17 protein-coding genes are annotated in these 15,553 nt (G+C 65.1%); 10 read left to right on the top strand and 7 right to left on the bottom strand.

Annotated features, from left to right (window positions below):
• Positions 1 to 107 precede the first annotated feature (107 nt).
• Positions 108 to 1,298: a potassium channel family protein gene (locus ACSFC7_RS05170; protein ID WP_436346684.1), complete on the bottom strand. Its 1,191-nt coding sequence runs from the start codon at positions 1,296 to 1,298 to the stop codon at positions 108 to 110.
• Between the two features lie 218 nt (positions 1,299 to 1,516).
• On the opposite strand from ACSFC7_RS05170, the gene ACSFC7_RS05165 reads away from it, so the two are divergent.
• The 3 genes from ACSFC7_RS05165 (at position 1,517) to ACSFC7_RS05155 (ending at position 4,296) form a co-directional block, all read left to right on the top strand.
• Positions 1,517 to 2,776, top strand: a complete 1,260-nt coding sequence (locus tag ACSFC7_RS05165) for a magnesium transporter (protein WP_436346683.1) — start codon at positions 1,517 to 1,519, stop codon at positions 2,774 to 2,776.
• A gap of 348 nt (positions 2,777 to 3,124) precedes the next feature.
• The gene (locus ACSFC7_RS05160) at positions 3,125 to 3,697 is read left to right on the top strand and encodes a magnesium transporter (protein WP_436346682.1); all 573 of its coding nucleotides are present in this window, start codon (positions 3,125 to 3,127) and stop codon (positions 3,695 to 3,697) included.
• The gene (locus ACSFC7_RS05155) at positions 3,694 to 4,296 is read left to right on the top strand and encodes a magnesium transporter (protein ID WP_436346681.1); all 603 of its coding nucleotides are present in this window, start codon (positions 3,694 to 3,696) and stop codon (positions 4,294 to 4,296) included. Before ACSFC7_RS05160 ends, ACSFC7_RS05155 begins: the two co-directional genes overlap by 4 nt.
• Before the next feature lie 21 nt (positions 4,297 to 4,317).
• On the opposite strand, the gene ACSFC7_RS05150 is transcribed toward ACSFC7_RS05155, so the two are convergent.
• The 3 genes from ACSFC7_RS05150 to ACSFC7_RS05140 all read right to left on the bottom strand — a co-directional run bounded on the left by ACSFC7_RS05150 (position 4,318) and on the right by ACSFC7_RS05140 (position 8,379).
• Complete coding sequence (locus tag ACSFC7_RS05150) at positions 4,318 to 4,764, bottom strand: DUF2391 family protein (protein ID WP_436346680.1); 447 nt, start codon at positions 4,762 to 4,764, stop codon at positions 4,318 to 4,320.
• A gap of 356 nt (positions 4,765 to 5,120) precedes the next feature.
• On the bottom strand, positions 5,121 to 7,076 hold the full coding sequence (locus ACSFC7_RS05145; protein ID WP_436346679.1) for an AMP-dependent synthetase/ligase: 1,956 nt from the start codon (positions 7,074 to 7,076) through the stop codon (positions 5,121 to 5,123).
• Positions 7,077 to 7,452: 376 nt separating this feature from the next.
• Positions 7,453 to 8,379 (bottom strand): MBL fold metallo-hydrolase, encoded by a 927-nt coding sequence (locus tag ACSFC7_RS05140; protein ID WP_436346678.1) that lies wholly within the window; start codon positions 8,377 to 8,379, stop codon positions 7,453 to 7,455.
• A gap of 157 nt (positions 8,380 to 8,536) precedes the next feature.
• Here ACSFC7_RS05140 and ACSFC7_RS05135 point away from each other — a divergent pair, with 157 nt between their 5' ends.
• Positions 8,537 to 9,784 carry an ATP-binding protein gene (locus ACSFC7_RS05135; RefSeq protein WP_436346677.1) on the top strand — a complete coding sequence of 416 codons (1,248 nt, stop codon included), beginning with the start codon at positions 8,537 to 8,539 and terminating at the stop codon, positions 9,782 to 9,784.
• 105 nt (positions 9,785 to 9,889) lie between these two features.
• Here the strand turns inward: ACSFC7_RS05135 and ACSFC7_RS05130 are convergent, their stop codons facing one another.
• A complete protein-coding gene (locus ACSFC7_RS05130; RefSeq protein ID WP_436346676.1) occupies positions 9,890 to 10,795 on the bottom strand; it encodes a cation diffusion facilitator family transporter in 906 nt (301 codons plus the stop codon).
• A 263-nt stretch (positions 10,796 to 11,058) separates the two neighbouring features.
• On the opposite strand from ACSFC7_RS05130, the gene ACSFC7_RS05125 reads away from it, so the two are divergent.
• Together ACSFC7_RS05125 and ACSFC7_RS05120 are read left to right on the top strand one after the other, a co-directional pair.
• Positions 11,059 to 11,469 carry a fluoride efflux transporter FluC gene (locus ACSFC7_RS05125; RefSeq protein ID WP_436346675.1) on the top strand — a complete coding sequence of 137 codons (411 nt, stop codon included), beginning with the start codon at positions 11,059 to 11,061 and terminating at the stop codon, positions 11,467 to 11,469.
• Positions 11,466 to 11,858, top strand: a complete 393-nt coding sequence (locus tag ACSFC7_RS05120) for a fluoride efflux transporter FluC (RefSeq protein WP_436346674.1) — start codon at positions 11,466 to 11,468, stop codon at positions 11,856 to 11,858. The genes ACSFC7_RS05125 and ACSFC7_RS05120 overlap by 4 nt, the downstream gene beginning before the upstream one ends.
• Before the next feature lie 150 nt (positions 11,859 to 12,008).
• Here the strand turns inward: ACSFC7_RS05120 and ACSFC7_RS05115 are convergent, their stop codons facing one another.
• Positions 12,009 to 12,203 carry a cold-shock protein gene (locus ACSFC7_RS05115; protein ID WP_254862228.1) on the bottom strand — a complete coding sequence of 65 codons (195 nt, stop codon included), beginning with the start codon at positions 12,201 to 12,203 and terminating at the stop codon, positions 12,009 to 12,011.
• Positions 12,204 to 12,537: 334 nt separating this feature from the next.
• Between ACSFC7_RS05115 and ACSFC7_RS05110 the strand changes: the two genes are divergently transcribed.
• Genes ACSFC7_RS05110 through ACSFC7_RS05100 form a run of 3 tightly spaced genes read left to right on the top strand, consistent with a single transcriptional unit; the run spans position 12,538 to position 14,023 of the window.
• Complete coding sequence (locus ACSFC7_RS05110) at positions 12,538 to 13,107, top strand: magnesium transporter (protein WP_436346673.1); 570 nt, start codon at positions 12,538 to 12,540, stop codon at positions 13,105 to 13,107.
• On the top strand, positions 13,107 to 13,688 hold the full coding sequence (locus tag ACSFC7_RS05105) for a magnesium transporter (protein ID WP_436346672.1): 582 nt from the start codon (positions 13,107 to 13,109) through the stop codon (positions 13,686 to 13,688). The genes ACSFC7_RS05110 and ACSFC7_RS05105 overlap by 1 nt, the downstream gene beginning before the upstream one ends.
• Before the next feature lie 56 nt (positions 13,689 to 13,744).
• On the top strand, positions 13,745 to 14,023 hold the full coding sequence (locus ACSFC7_RS05100; protein ID WP_436346671.1) for a hypothetical protein: 279 nt from the start codon (positions 13,745 to 13,747) through the stop codon (positions 14,021 to 14,023).
• A gap of 100 nt (positions 14,024 to 14,123) precedes the next feature.
• Here ACSFC7_RS05100 and ACSFC7_RS05095 read toward each other — a convergent pair whose 3' ends face one another.
• Complete coding sequence (locus ACSFC7_RS05095) at positions 14,124 to 15,173, bottom strand: SDR family oxidoreductase (protein WP_436346670.1); 1,050 nt, start codon at positions 15,171 to 15,173, stop codon at positions 14,124 to 14,126.
• 245 nt (positions 15,174 to 15,418) lie between these two features.
• Between ACSFC7_RS05095 and ACSFC7_RS05090 the strand changes: the two genes are divergently transcribed.
• Positions 15,419 to 15,541 carry a hypothetical protein gene (locus tag ACSFC7_RS05090; RefSeq protein WP_436346669.1) on the top strand — a complete coding sequence of 41 codons (123 nt, stop codon included), beginning with the start codon at positions 15,419 to 15,421 and terminating at the stop codon, positions 15,539 to 15,541.
• Positions 15,542 to 15,553 lie beyond the last annotated feature (12 nt).

Genomic DNA, 15,553 nt, shown 5'->3' with positions numbered 1-15,553 from the left:
GTCGGGACCCAGACGACAGCGAGAACGGAATTACACGGCGGCGAGAGCGGACATGCGCGACGACGAGAACGGAACCGCACGACGCCCGGACGATCGATCCAGAGCGATTACTCGAGTCCGTCCCCGTCTCCCGCGAGTTCGCGCAGGTGATCGACGCCGACGGGGGGACCGCGAACGAGCAGCGAATCGCCGCTCGTACACGAGAGATTCCCGGTCGGATCGAACGTCCAGCCGTCGTCGCGACGGATCGCGAGGACGACCACGCCCGCGCCCTCCTCGAACTCGAGGTCCGAGATGGTCGTGCCGTCCAGATCGCTCCCCGAGCCGACGGTGACGGCCGCGATGACCTCCTCGCTGTCCTCGAGCGCCGCGCCGAACACGGGCGGCAGTTCGACGTCTCGGAGGACGACCTCGGCGACGTCGACGGCGGCGTCACAGATCGCCTCGGAGGCGGCCGCGAGGTGGAGCAGCCCGCGGAGTTCGTCGGCGTTCCAGTCGCCGCCGGTCTCGATGACCCACGTCTCGAGGTCGGCTTTCCGGACGTCGGACTGTTCCTCGAGCGAGATAACCTCCCCCGCGAGTTCGTCGCTGTCGAATCGGGCCGCGCCGTAAGCCAGGCCGACCGCGAGTTCGGCCATGTCCTTGAGTTCGACGACGGCCTCGGCCGCTCGCTCGAGGTCGTCGGTCGACGCCGGCGGCTCCGAGGGGGCCGGGAACGCCCCGCCGGTCGCCAGCCGATAGACCGACTCGATCCCGTCGCGCGGGCCGCGACCGACGATGACGTCGCCCGCCTGCAGTCGGTCGTCGCCGTCGGGCGAGAACGACCACTCGCCGTCGCGTCGAATCGCGATGAGTCGAACGCCTTCCTCGAGGTCGAGTTCGAGTTCGCGGAGGCGACTGCCGGCGAAGTCGGAATCCTCGCCGACCGTCGCCCGGACGAGTCGCTCGTCGGCTTCCGGGAAGGCGTGTTCGAAGGCCGCCGGGACGCCGCCCTCCTCGAGCACGATTCGGGCGACGTCGCCCGCGGCCTCGGTGATCCGGACGGCGCTCGAGGCCACCTGAAAGAGCCCGACGAGCCGTTCGGCCTCCTCGGCGCGCTTCGCGGCGAGCATCAGGGCGATCCGGCTGTGATACTGCAGGTAGTTCACCCGGGCCTCGAGTTCGACGACTTCGTCGGCGAGTTCGGCGTCGTCGTAGCGCACGGCGGAGTAGGCGAGATCGACCGCGAGCTCCGAGGAGTCCTTGAGTTCGACGAGCGTCTCCCGGACGTTCCGGGGCTCGTAGGAGATTTCGCGCATTACCCCTGAACTGGGATGGCACCCTAATTAGGATTGGGACGGCGGCCAGACGAGGTGCCGAGAGAGGACGGGGTGCCGAAGACGGAGTACGGAAAAACGACGGGTACCGACGACGGAATGACGATCGACGATGGGGCGTCGAGAGCTGACACGCGAGAGGATCGAGAAGCCGGCGACGGCTCCGATATCGTTTAGTTCCCCCTCTATAGTCCCAGCGTATGAGCAGTCAGATACGGGACGTGCAGGAAACGATCGCGATGTCTCCGGATCCGTCGGATCCGTTTACGTCGTTACCACGGGACGAGTGGCGCGACGTGTTCTTCGCGCTTCCGGAGAACGTGCGGGAATCACTCGTTGCGGAGCTAAACCGCTCGGAGCTGGAGACCTTCGTCGATCGGCTCGATCCGGACGAGGTGACCGACGTCCTCGGATACGCCGACGAGGAGACCCGCGAGGCCGTCCTCGCGACGCTCGACAGCGAGCGCCGCGAGAAGATCGACTTTCTGCTGTCGTTCAACCCCGAGAGTGCGGCCGGGCTGATGAGCCTCGATTACGTCACCGTCGACAGCAGCCGGGATTTCGCCGCGGTGATCGAGCGCGTTCGCCGATTCGAGGAACGAACGGGACAGGTACCGACGATTTTCGTCACCGACGAGGACGAACTCCTGGGTGAACTCCCGGGGGCGGCGCTCTCGGTGGCCGATCGAGAGACGGAGACGGTCGCCGACTACGTACAGGAGACGCCGCGTATCCGGTACGACCGAGACGACGAAGAGGTACTCGAGGTGTTCCGACAGAACCGCGAGCGTACCGTCGCAGTGCTCGACGAGGAAGACGATATTCTCGGCGTAATCCACGCTGACGACCTGCTGATGATGATCGAGGAGGCTGCCGGCGAAACCCTCTACGAGTTCACCGGCGTCGCCGAGGAGGAGAGCGTGCTCGACGGACCGGTGGAGAAGGTTCGGCGGCGATACAAATGGCTGATTCTCAACCTCGGAACGGCGTTTATGGCTGCAGCGGTCGTCGGGCTGTTCGAGTCGACGATCGCCGCCGTCGCGATACTGGCCGCGTACATGCCGGTCGTCGCCGGTATGGGGGGCAACGCCGGAACGCAGGCGATGGCGGTCACCGTCCGGGGCATCTCCCTGGACCAGGTGTCGCTCAAAACCGGAAAGCGCGTCGTCATCAACGAGGCTATCGCTGGAGCCGCGAACGGACTCATTACGGGGGTGCTCGTCGCCGCCATCGCGGTCGCGTTCTCGTTCGGCGAGTTCGGCATACTGCTCGGCGCCGTTATCGGTATCTCGATGGTGGCGAACCTGGTTATCGCGGGCTTTTTCGGTGCGGTTACCCCGCTACTGCTCGATCGGCTCGGATACGATCCGGCCACCTCCGCGACGATTTTCATCACCACCGCGACCGACGTACTGGGCTTTTTCGTCTTCCTCGGACTGGCCCAGGCAGTGCTACTGTGACCGTTGCATCGCGGCGGGAATCGGTGCGTCGCTCGCTTCGTGAACTCCCCGCCGTCGTTCGGCTCCGTAATCGAGCGATCGGCGATCGCTGACGGCCACTCAAGTGGATGCCTCGCCGTCGGGACCCAAGTCGAACTGACCGACCGGGGAGCCCCGCATCGAACGTTCAGCGTCGGCAGTCGACGGGACGACCGAACGCCCGTCGTGGTCGTCCCGTACTGATTCGAACGACCTCGGAGAGGGCCGGGACCGACATTCAGCGGCGAGCGTACGGGCTGAAGCTGTACTCCCCTATTCGTGCGGATACAATCGCGGAAACTAATGTACCGGAGCGTCACGTTCGGACAGATGGTAGGCCACGACTCCGCCGCCGACGTCTACAGAGAGGCGTTGCCGGTCATCCTCGTCAGTCTCGTGGCAGGACTGTTCGCTGGAACGCTGCTCGGCACCGAAACCATGCGCGAGGGGATCGAGAGCGTCCCCGGCATTCTGCTGTTGCTCCCCGCGTTTCTCGCCACGCGCGGGGGCGTCTACGGCTCGCTCGGTGCTCGCCTCTCGAGCGGGCTCCACCAGGGACTGATCGATCCGCACTTCGAGTGGAGCGACCGCCTCCGAAACGCGATCGTCGCCTCGTTTCTGAACGGGATGATCGTCTCCGTCTTTATCGCGGTGCTGGCCTGGAGCGTCTTGCTCGTGCTCGGCCGGGGCGGGAGTCTGTTCGAGTTGCTCATCGTGCTGATCGTCGCCGCGCTGTTGAGCGCCGTCGCGATGCTCGGGGTGTTGCTCACCGTGATCTTCAAGGGCTATCGCCGCGGCCTCGATCCGGACAACGTCGTCGGTCCCGTCGTGACGACCGTCGGTGACGTCTTCGGCGTGATCTTCCTGCTCATCGGCATCGCCGTCGCCGGGGTGATACTGTGAGCGCCGGCAGCGACATCCTTCACGGCGAGGACCTAGAGGACGACCTGCTCACCGACTGGACCGTCGGCAACATCGTTTCGACGCTCGTGCCCTTGCTCATCGCCCTCTCGGTCCTCCAGATGGTCTCGGGCACCGTGTTGGAGACCTTCGAGGACCAACTGCTCGAGAACCCGTCGCTGCTCGTGCTCGTCCCGGTGATGATCGGCACCGCCGGCAACCTCGGCTCGATCATGTGTGCGCGGCTCTCGACCCAGCTTCACCTGGGGACCCTCGAGTTCTCGCCGGCGAATCCCGACATCCGGGCGAACGTCGGCGCCGTGATGGGGCTCGCGGCGACCGTCTTCGTCCTGCTCGGCGTCGCGTCGTGGGGAATCGGCCGACTGCTCGGCGGGACCCTCGGTCTCGGCACGCTCCTGTTCATCACGATCGTCAGCGGGATGTTGCTCGCGGTCTGGATCGTCCTCGTCAGCACCGTCTCGGTCTACACCTCCTACCGGCTCGGCTACGATCCCGACGACACGACGATTCCCGTCGTCACGAACGTCTGTGACATCACGGGTGTGCTGATCCTGTTCGGCGTGGTCTGGGTCGTGCTCTAACACGGGGCGAGACGGCCCGCCCTACCGTGAAAAGACGCTGTCGGCCGTCGCCGCTCCGACGACGCTGAACACGGAACCGACGCTCACGGCTTTGAAGGTGATCAGCGCGACTTCGCCGGTCGTCTCGGTAGACTCGAGGAACGTATCGGGAGCATCGAACAAGAGTGCGAGAATCGTCACCGATCCGAACGAAACGCACATCAACGAAATGAATCTGATCGGAATACCACCGATGTTCTGCTCGTCCGTCGCATCCCGGTTCGTATCCGCCTTGTACAACGTCGCGTACCCGATGCCGAACACGATGCTCACCGTCGCCAGCGCCTGGAGGAGGCTCATGTTCGCCGCCAGGAGCCAGACTTCCTCCGTTACGACGAACGGGCCGGCGAGCAGGAATCCACCGACGATTTGCTGTGCCGAATCGGCGGGTCGAAATCGTCGAGAACGACGCAGCCGTTGGAACTTCATAGCGGAGTGTTCCGACTCGACTACGAAATACCAAACGATCGGGAGAACCGTATCGTACTCCGAGAGAACGGTTCGAGAGCGGCCATCGGCTAGCCGAAATCCCCGCTGTGACGGATGGACGCTGGCGAAGGAGCGGAGATCGGTCGCTATCAGAAATCGGTAGTTAGAGGCGGGACATTCTGACGATTCGCTCGAGTCGCAGCCGGATTTCGGACGATCGCGGTCGAATCGGTGGGTGAACGGAGCGAAAACCGAATCGGTTTCGCAGCCCGCTCATACGGACTACTGTAAGTCATTGACGGTGCAACCGCAGAACGGCTCGCGGTTGCACCGGTAAATCGTTACAGCAGACCGTATCAGTCGTTCGCGTAGATCCGATCGACGCGGTCCTCGAACTCGTCCAAGATCACGCGACGTTTCTTCTTCATCGACGGCGTCAGCATCTTGTTCTCCTCGGTGAACTCCCGCGGCACGAGTTCGAACTGCTTGATCGTCTCGTGTTTCTCGAAATTCTCGTTGGCCCGATCGACCTCCTGCTGGATGTACTCGCGGACGCGCTCGTCGTCGCACATCCCCTCGGGGTCGTCGGGCAGGTCGATCCCTTCCTCCTCGGCCCACTCGCGGACGTGTTCCGTGTTCGGCACCAGCAGCGCGCCGATGAACTTCTCGCCGTCGCCGACGACCATCGCCTGCTCGATGACCTCGCTGGCCGCGAAGGCGTCCTCGAGCGGTCCGGGTGCGACGTTCTTGCCCGTCGAGAGGACGATGATCTGTTTCGCGCGGTCGCGGAACTCGATGTAGTCGTCGGGACGCATGTGGACGATGTCGCCGGTGCGGAACCACCGTTCGCCGTCCTCGTCCTCGGTGAAGGCGCCCTCCGTCGCTCCGGGCTTGTTCCAGTAGCCCTGGGTGACGTTCGGCCCCTTGACGAGGAGTTCGCCGACCTCGCCGGGGTCGTCGAACGTCGCCTGATCGACGACGGTCTCGTCGATTCGCAGATCGACCCCCGGAAGCGCCGGGCCGATCGTCCCGATCTGCACCGCCTCCGGCGGGTTCGTCGTGACGACCGGCGAGGTCTCGGTCAGCCCGTACCCCTCGTAGATGGGGAGTCCCATCGCGTGGTAGAGCTGGCAGAGCTCCGGCGAGAGGCTGCCGCCGCCGCTGATCAGCAGTTCGATCTCGCCGCCGAGCGCCTCCCGAACCGTCGAGAAGACGAGTTTGTCCGCGAGCGACCGCTTGGCGTTCAGGACGGGACCCGGCGAATCGGCCCGCTGGTACTCGACGCCCACGTCCGTCGCCCACTCGAAGATCCGCTCTTTGACCGACGACTCGCTGGCCTGCTCGCGGATCGCGTCGTAGATCTTCTCGTAGACCCGCGGCACGCTCGTCGCCGTCGTCGGCTGGACGAGGCTGAAGTCCTCCTGCAGCGTCTCCGAGCTCTCGGCGTAGGCGACGCACGCGCCGGTCGCGAACAGCACGAAGTGGCCCGCCGTTCGCTCGAAGACGTGTGCCAACGGCAGGTAGGAGACCGCCTGCGACTCCTCGTCGAGCGCCGGCACGCCGTCGGGTTTGTCCGGCCGCGGCGCGAACCGTTTGCGAACCGCGTTCACGTTCGATCGGAAGTTCCAGTGCGTGAGCTGGACGCCCTTCGGCTGGCCCGTGGTCCCGCTCGTGTAGATCAGACTCGCCAGATCGTCCAGATCGGGCGCGTCGACGCGCTCCTGGTAGGCCTCGAGGTCGAACGTCTCCTCGCCGCGGTCGTAGACCTCGTCCAGGGTGTAGACGTCGTCGCGGTCGTCGTACCCCTCGATCTCGTCCATCGAGACGATGAACTCGAGGTCGAGTTCGTCCTCGACCTCGAGGACGGCCTCCAGTAGCTCCTCGTTCTCGACGACGACGGCGGACGCGCCGGGGTCGTCGAGCAGGTACTCGACCTGATTCGGCGAGGAACTCGTGTAGACCGTCGTGACGGCGGCCCCGGCGCCGAGCAGGGCGAAGTCACACTGGGCCCACTCCATCCGGGTGTCGGCGAAGATCCCCACGCGATCCCCCTGCTCGACGCCGAGGTCGTGAAAGCCCGCCGAGAGCTTGCGGACGATATCGCGCATCTCGGTGTAGGAGATGGTCCGGAACTCGCCGGCCGTTGCGGTCGGGAGCACCGACTCCGTCAGGGATCGGTCGTAGATCCCGCCCTTGTATTTTTGCGCCGGACGGTTCGCGTTCCGTTCGACTGAGTCTTCGAACATCCGTGCGAGCGTCGTCTCCCCGATTACCTCGTCCTCGTACTCTCGTTCGGCATCCCGCCAGTTCATATGCGTGTGACAGTACCTCCCGCGCGATAAAACGTGCTGAAACGGAACTCATCTGTGGTCGCGTTTATTTACGTTCAATAAATCGGTTTAGACCGCCTGTAGAACCCGCTATCGGCCGACATACGGAAACCACTCGAGCAGTTTCCCACTAAATAGCAGTTTACGTAGCGGCCGACAGCGCTCCACGAGAGTGCGGCGGTGTGAATTCGAACGAGCGTCCAATTTCGTCGGCAGCGGAGTCGGACGCGCAATCGCCGGACGAGGCTCATACTGTTGGATAAAACGGTTCACACACCGATCGCACTCGAGAAGCCGTCGCCGGTGGCGACAGGCTTCGAGACGCGATCGGGTGTTCACGGACGTTTGTCCGACAGTATCAGTCGCGCCGGTCGAGATAGCCGAGGACGCCTCGCGTGTTCATCGCCGCCTCGGCGCTGGCCTTCTCCTCGCCCCAGACGTCGACCATCTCGCTCGAGGTTGCGAAGTGCTCGATCACGGCCGCGTCGTCCTCGAGTTCCGCGCGTTTCGTCTCGACGGCCTCGACCCACTCGCTGAGGACAGTCGCGTACGCCTCGAGCGCCCCCTCGACATCGTCGCCGACGTCTCGCGGCCCGAAGTGGGTGTAGCAGAGGACGGTCGGATCGATCGATTTCAGCGTCTCGCAATCCTCGAGGCACTGCTCGAGGTGGAAGTCCGAGGGCGGCGACGTCTCCCGGATCTCCTCGGTTTCGGGCACCCAGATGCCCGCGGCGTCGCCGGTGAAGACGGCGTCGTTCGCGGGATCCTCGAAGATCACCTGGTGGAACGCGTGCCCCGGTGCCTCGTGGACGCGCAGTTCGTGTTCGCCGAGGTCGACGACGTCGCCGTCCTCGATCTCGACGACGCGCTCCTCGTCGAGCGGCTTCGGTTCGACGTAGTACTCCCACTGGTCGCCGACGGCGGCTTTCGTCCCGGCGACCAGCCGTTCGGGGTCGACGAGCAGCCCCGCACCGGCGGCCGGGACGTAGACGTCCGCGTTCGGGCACGCCTCGGCGAGAAAGCCCGCCCCACCGGCGTGATCGAGGTGGATGTGCGTCACCGCGACGACTTCGAGGTCCGATCGGTCGATGTCGAGTTCGTCGAGCGCCTCGAGAATCAGTTCGTGGTTGGTGCCGAGTCCCGTCTCGACGACGGCGGGTCGCTCGTCGTCGAGAATGTAGGCGGCACCGTACTCCTCGGTGTCGTACATGCCGGTATCGAGATAGTAACAGTCCGTGCAGTCTCCGGCCGTCACCTCGTGAACGTCGCCGATATCCGGTCCCATACCGGTAGCCCGTCGGCGTGCAGGATAAAAGCTGGCGTCGCGGCCGAATGGACGACGACGGGATCGTCCGTCGGGCGGGCCGTTACACCCTTTACAGCAGGAAGAGTTTGCTATCCCGTATGGGGGATCACGCCGCGCCAGCGTCGGTGGGGCTGCCATGAGCAGCGCCATCAGCGTCGAGCGGCCCGACAACGCGGTGCTTCCGTGGCTCATCGGCGGCTTCGGTAGCCTCTCGTTCGCCTTCTTTCTGGGCTGGTGTGTCCGGTTCGCATCGGAACTCGACGCGACGGCCGTCGGACTCGGTTTCGTGACGATCGCCATCCCCGCGCTCGGGCTGGTCTGGGGCGGCTACCGACTCGAGCGAAGCACGATCGGTGCCGACCGGTACGGTCGCATCGCGCAGTGGTGCTTCGGCGGCGGAATCGGCTTTCTGGCGGTCAACGCCCTCATAATAGCCTTCTTTCCCTGGCCGACCACCACCGGTAACATCTCCTGGGCGCAGTTCTCGCTGAACGTGGGCGCCGTCGCCGGACTCACGATCGGGTACGTCGAGGCGCGGGCCATCCAGCGCGAAGTCGAGGCGACGGCGGCCGCCGTCCGCGCCGAGCGACTCGCCGACGAGCGCGAGGTGCTCACCTACCTGAACGACCTCCTGCGACACGAGGTGCTGAACAGCGCCCAGATCATCGGCGGCCACGCCTCGTTGCTGCTCGAGGACGCCGACGATCGGACGCGAAGCCACCTCGAGACGATCGATCGCGAGAGCGACGCGCTCACCGACGTAATCGACGACGTCCGGGCCATGCTGGACGCGAAGCAGGAGGGCTCCGGCGTCGTCGACCTCGGCGCCCTGTTGACCGACGAACTGACCAGTCTCGACGATCGGTTCGACGCACTCGAGGTCGACGCCGACGTACCGGAGTCCGCGTTCGTCCCGGGGAACGAGGGGCTCAGATGGATCTTCGCGAACGTGCTCGAGAACGCCGTCGAGCACAACGAGAGCACGCCACCGCGGGTCGAGGTGACCGTAGAAACACGGCCCGAAACGGTGACCGTCGAGATCGCGGATAACGGACCGGGCATTCCGGCCAAAACGCGACGGACGCTGTTCGAGCGGAAGTCGGAGCACCACGGTCTCGGGTTGTACCTCGTCCAGATTCTGGCACATCGATACGGTGGAGCCGTCGAACTGACGGAGACCGGACCCGACGGCAGCGTGTTCACCGTCACGCTGCCTCGAGTGCACGGTTCGGACGACGCCGACGGAGAACCGGCGCGTGACCCGATCACGGACGAGACCGCGTCCGGGACGGACGCGAAATCCGCAGGGGAGACGGCGACCAAATCGGCCTCGAGCGCGAGTTCGCAGTCGACCGACGGGGACGCGGGGACGGGTTTTCCCTGACCCGGAGGGCCTCGAAACGCCGTCCGCGGGCAGGTCACCGCTCGTCGAACGACGGCCCGCCCGTTCACCCGCAGGTGAGTCGTCGTTCGTTCTGCAGCGGGCGGGTCACCGCTCCTCCAGACAGTCCTTCCACTCGCCGATCCCCGAGGGATCGAGGTGGACGTGCGCGTCACCGACGTCCTCGAGCGCCCGGAGGCGAGCCACGAGGTCCGACTCGATGTCGTGGGCCTTCCGGAACGGCATGTCGCCGTCGACCTCGACGTGGACTTCGACCTCGAGGACGGTGCCGTCGTAGAAGACGGTCAGATCGTGGACGCCCCGAACGTCGGGGTGGGTGCGCAGGCTCTCGGTGATCACCGCCCGCTTCTCGGGGTCCGGTGCGGCCCCGATGAGGTAGTCGACGTTCTCGCGGCCGATCTCGACCCCCTGATAGACGACCAGCAGGCTGACGAGGCCACCGGCGACGGGATCGAGCAGCGGAACGCCGAGGAGGACGCCGAGGACGCCGACGACGGCCGCGAAGGAGGTGTAGATATCGTTCAGGCAGTCCGTCGCTAACGCCTTCAGCGCGGTCGAATCGAGCTCCCCGTTGACCCGCGTCGTATACCAGTAGACGAGGTACATATCGACGATTGCAAAGGCCAGCGCGCCGAGCAACAGCGGGCTCGCGTCCGGCGGATCCCGCTCGATGAGGCCCTGGATGGACTCGGAGAGCAACAACAATCCGAGCACGGCGATGACGGCACCGACGAACAGCGCCGTCAGCGGTTCGATCCGGTCGTGTCCGTGCGGATGCGTGTCGTCGGGTTCGTCGTAGGAACTCCGCCCCCAGATCAACACGACGACGCTCGCGACCAGATCCGCGACCGAGTGGGCCGCGTCCGCGACCAGCGCGACGCTGCCGAAGGCCAGTCCGGCGGCCCCCTCGACGACGATCTTCGCCACGTTGCCGAGGACGTTCGCCCACGAGGCACGCGTGAACCCGCGTCGTTCCGCCTCGGCGTCAGCCATGACAGGGATTAGAGGGAGTCTAAACTTGTGTCTTTTCCTTCCGCGTTCGACACTGTGACGATATCGCACGGCAGTCGCGTCCGACGGTCCCACGAGTCGACGTTCCGCAATCCTCAAGCCGGTCCTGTGAGAACACCGGCGTATCCGGGCGATGGGGCCCGCCCGATCCAACCGCCGGACCGCTCGCAGTCGGCGTCGGCCGTCGGATCGACGGCCGACCCGGGCGCGGGGGCGGCTGACGGTCCCTGTCAGACTCCGTAGCCATGGCAGACCACCCCATCGTTCGACTCGAGACGCTCGCACTGATCGGTATCGGCGGCTTCGCCGGTTCGAACCTCCGATACTTCGCACTGGGCCTGTTCTCCGATCTCCAGGCCGTGTTGCTGGTCAACGTCCTCGGCTGTTTCGCGCTCGGGTTTCTGGTCTACGAGGCCGAGTACTCGGGACTCGTCGGGAGCAGATCCCGGACCGTCTTCACGACCGGCTTTCTCTCGTCGCTGACGACCTACAGCACGTTCGCGATCCAGTCGGCGCTGGCGGCCGATCCCGTCCTCTTCGTCGCCATCGTCGCCGGCAACTACGGACTCGGCTTCGCCGCCGTGATCGCCAGTCGGGCACTCGCGAGCCGGATTCGCGACGACGCCACCCCCGCTGCCGGGGGTGAGACGGCGTGAGCCTCGAGATCGCCGCCGCGCTCGCGTTCGACCCCGAACCGGCACACGTCGTCGGCACCGGCGGTGCGATCGGGGCCGTGCTGCGCCACTGGGTGTACCTCCGGGTCTCGAGCGACCGGTTCCCGTGGCCGACGCTCGCGGTGAACGTGATCGGCAGTTTCGTCTTCGGACTCGCGATGTTCGCCGGGGCGGACGAGTCGGCACTTCGACTGCTCGGGACCGGGATCTGTGGCGCGTTCACGACCTTTTCCTCGTTCTCGGTCGAGACCGTCCAGTTGTACGAATGCGGCGACCGGTTGCTCGCGATCGCGAACGCCGGCGGCAACCTCGCGCTCTCGCTGGCGGCGATCGGACTCGCGTGGGGGCTCGTCGCGCTGGGGCCGTTCTAACCGATCTAGCTCGAGCCGTGCAGCCTCGGTACTGACGGACGACTACCGGACGAGCGTACGCCGACGCTGTCAGCATCGGCTCGAGATGTAACTGTACGAAACGTGAAATCGTCGTTCAGAATCGCCGTCAGGCGACAGTGAACGCAGAAATTAGTTGCGGACGACGTTCGTCGCGCGGGGGCCCTTGGGGGCCTGTTCAATATCGAATTCGATCTCGGTGCCTTCTTCGAGGTCCGGGCCGCCAACGTCTTCCATGTGGAAGAACACGTCGTCGTCCTCGTCGTCAGTCGAAATGAAACCGTAGCCGCCTGTGTCGTTGAAGAAATCAACCTTACCGTTTGCCATTACGAACAAACGTAGTGTCGAGGCAGGGATAACGCTTGCGAGGGTCGTGGTATCACGACCGAACTCGTCGAACTCGGAGGAGTGGCGGCACCCGGGACGGCAGCAGTCAGATCGATTCCGGATCGACGGGGCGACGGCACCGACGATTCCGTCGTTCGTCCCGAGCCGTCGATCGACGAACCGGGTCGTCTCATACGGTCTGTTGTAAGTCATTTCCGGAGCAACCGCGAGCCGGCCTGCGGTTGCTCCGGTAAATCGTTACAGCAGACCGTATCAGCGACGGCTTGCGCTTTCGTCCCGGTACGTTTAACATCGAACTCAGTGATTCACTGATATGAGCGTTCGCGGCGACTTCTGGTCTATCTACCGGGAGGCGCTCCCCATCCTGTTGATCGCACTCGGCGGCGGGCTCTTCGCCGGGCTGGTTCTCGAAGGACTTCTCGAGGACGTCGACCGATTTCCGGGACTGCTCGTGATGGTACCCGTGTTTCTGGCGACCCGTGGGAACGTCTACGGCGCACTGGGTGGACGCATCTCGAGCGGCCTTCATCAGGGACTCCTCGAACCGCACTTCGAGTGGAACGATCGCCTCGTCAACGCCGTCATCGCCTCGTTCGTCAACGGAATCGGTATCTCGGTCGTGATCGGCGTCGTCACCTGGGGGGCGCTGCTGGTACTCGGCTGGGAGGTCGCCGCGCTGTACGAACTCGTCGCGATCATGCTCGTCGCGGGCGTGTTGACCTCCGTCGTTCTCATCTTCGGACTGCTCGCGTTGATCTTCGCCGGCTACAAGTACGGCTACGACCCCGACAACCTCGTCGGTCCGATCGTCACCACGCTCGGTGACATCTTCGGGATGCTGTTCATGCTGTTCGCGATCGGTCTCGTGGAGGTGCTGGTCTGATGGTCGCCCCCGGCGGTGGCTCGCTCGGGACCTGGGACTGGAAACGCATCGTCGGCAACATGTTCCCGCTGCTCGTCGCGCTCTCGATCATCGTCCTCTGGGCCGGGCTCACGCTCGAGGGAGCCGAGGAGCTGTTGGAGGAGTACGCCATCCTCGCGGTGATGGTGCCGACGATGGTCGACATGGGCGGGAACCTCGGCGCCATCCTGAGCGCGCGGCTCTCCACCCGATTTCACCTCGGGACGACGGAGATCGATCCGTCCGACCGAGAGCTCTGGGCCAACGTCGCCGCGATCCTCGCGCTGGCGGTGACGATCTTTACCGCACTGGCAACCGGTGCGTGGCTGCTCGGGCAGTTCATCGGCGCCACACTCGCGCTGTCGACGCTGCTCGTTATCTCGCTGGTCAGCGGACTGTCCGTCGCCGTGATCGCGATCGTCTTCAGCTTCGGGGCGACGTACGTCTCCTACCGACTGGGGATCGATCCCGACGACACGACGATCCCGATCGTCACCAACGTCGTCGACGTCTTCGGAATGGTCATCTTCATCGGCGTTTCGGGGCTCGTACTCAGTTTCTAACCCGCGTCCGGGGTGTGACCGGAATCTACACGAGGAGTCCGCTCCTTGCAGTACGCGTGACCCAAACTGTCGACGATCTCCGGAACGAAATCCGCCAGGCCGTCGGACGCTACGAGCGCGTCGAATCGACCGCGTTCACAAAGGAAGCGCTCGCCGCGATCTGCGACGCCGTCGACTACGATATCGGGACGAACGGCCTTCCCTCGAAACCGCAGATGCGTGCCGGCATTCTCCGGTCGATCGGCGTCCTCGACGACGCCGATCCGGCCGAGGCAGAACGCCCCCTTCGAAAGGCGGAACTCGAGGCAGTCGCGACCGCGCTTCGAGACGAGTAGCGACGCGGACCGAACGGAGCACAGGGCGGAGACGCAGCTAGCTGCTCAGTCCGTCGCTACTCTCGAGCAGGTTCGTCGCTACTCTCGAGTAGGTCCGTCACTACTCCCGAGTAGGTTCGTCACTACTACCGAACAGTTTGTACCCCGCGTACGCGGCCGTCGCCGCCAGCCCGAGTCCGACGGCAGCCGATCGGGGGAGTTCCCGACGCTGACGGAGACTGGTGTAGAGGCTCGACTCGGCGACGTGACCGTTGTAGCCGCCGCGTTCCTCGAGGTCGCCGGCGGGGACCTCGAGTCCGTTCTCCGCGTCGGATCGGGGCGGTTCGTCCTTCCGCTGCTGACGGTAGAAGACGGTCTCCATGAGTTTGTCCATCAGTCGTGGCGCGAGTTCACCGAGGACGGTCATCTGCTTCCCGCCGGCGCCGACGGTCACCTCGTGCTGGGGGTGTTCCGCGGCGTGGAGGATCGAGCGAGCGACCGTTTCCGGCGCGTAGACCGGTGCCGGAAGCGTCGCCGCGTCGTCCATGTGATTTTTCGCGTGCTCCGGGAACGGCGTGTCGATCGCGCTCGGCTCGACCAGCGTCACGGAGACCGGCGCGTCGTCCCTCTCGAGTTCCATCCAAAGCGATTCGGTGAACCCCTTCACCGCGTGTTTGGACGCCGAGTAGCTCCCTTGCAGGATGATCGACCGTTCGGAGACGATACTCCCGATGTTGATGATCGCTCCGGCGCGGTCGTCCTCGCGATTCTGCAGGTGATCCGCGGCCTCAAGCGAGCCGTACAGCAGGCCCCAGACGTTGGTGTCGAACTGGTCGCGCATCTCCTCGACCGGAACGTCCTCGAGTCGGCCGTAGATGGAGACGGCCGCGCCGTTGACCCACGTGTCGAAGCCGCCGTACTCCTCCTCGGCGACCCGTGCGATCTCGCGGACGTCGTCGCGGTCGCGGACGTCGGCGACGACGGACGTCGCGTCACCGCCCTCGGCCTCGATTTCTGCAACGAGTTCCTGCAAGGCGTCCTCGCTTCGGGCGGCGGCCACCACCCTCGCACCGCGGTCCGCGGCCATCCGCGCGGTCGTCAGTCCGATGCCCGACGACGCACCGGTGATCACGATCACTTGCTCCTCGAGTGGCGCCAGAGTGTCGTTCATGAGTGCCTCTCGAGAGAGGGTCAGGACGGTCATGCCGTCGGCGCCTGTATACGCATGGGAGATTCTCGATCCTCGAGAACGCCGTCAGCGCCGCGTCCGTCGGGCGTCTGACTGAGTTTCAAGTGCGATGGTGTGGGGGTCGAACACATGGTCCCTGAACCGCAACCGTACGATCGACCGCACCGCCGACGGCACGAGAATCCAGCCTCCGGGAAGGGAGGACACCGATGATCGGACTGATTCGAATGAGACGAGTTCAGGGGGCCGGCCAGACGCTCGTTCCGTTCATCCTCGCCGTCGTCATTGCCGTCCTCGGCGCGCTCGTCTACCTCGAGTTGGTCTCCATCCTGATCGCGTACGCTGGGTGACGGGTGCGACGG

The sequence above is a fragment of the Natronorubrum halobium genome (genome assembly GCF_051351675.1).
GTDB lineage: Archaea > Halobacteriota > Halobacteria > Halobacteriales > Natrialbaceae > Natronorubrum.
This window is presented reverse-complemented; position numbering and strand designations above follow the sequence as displayed.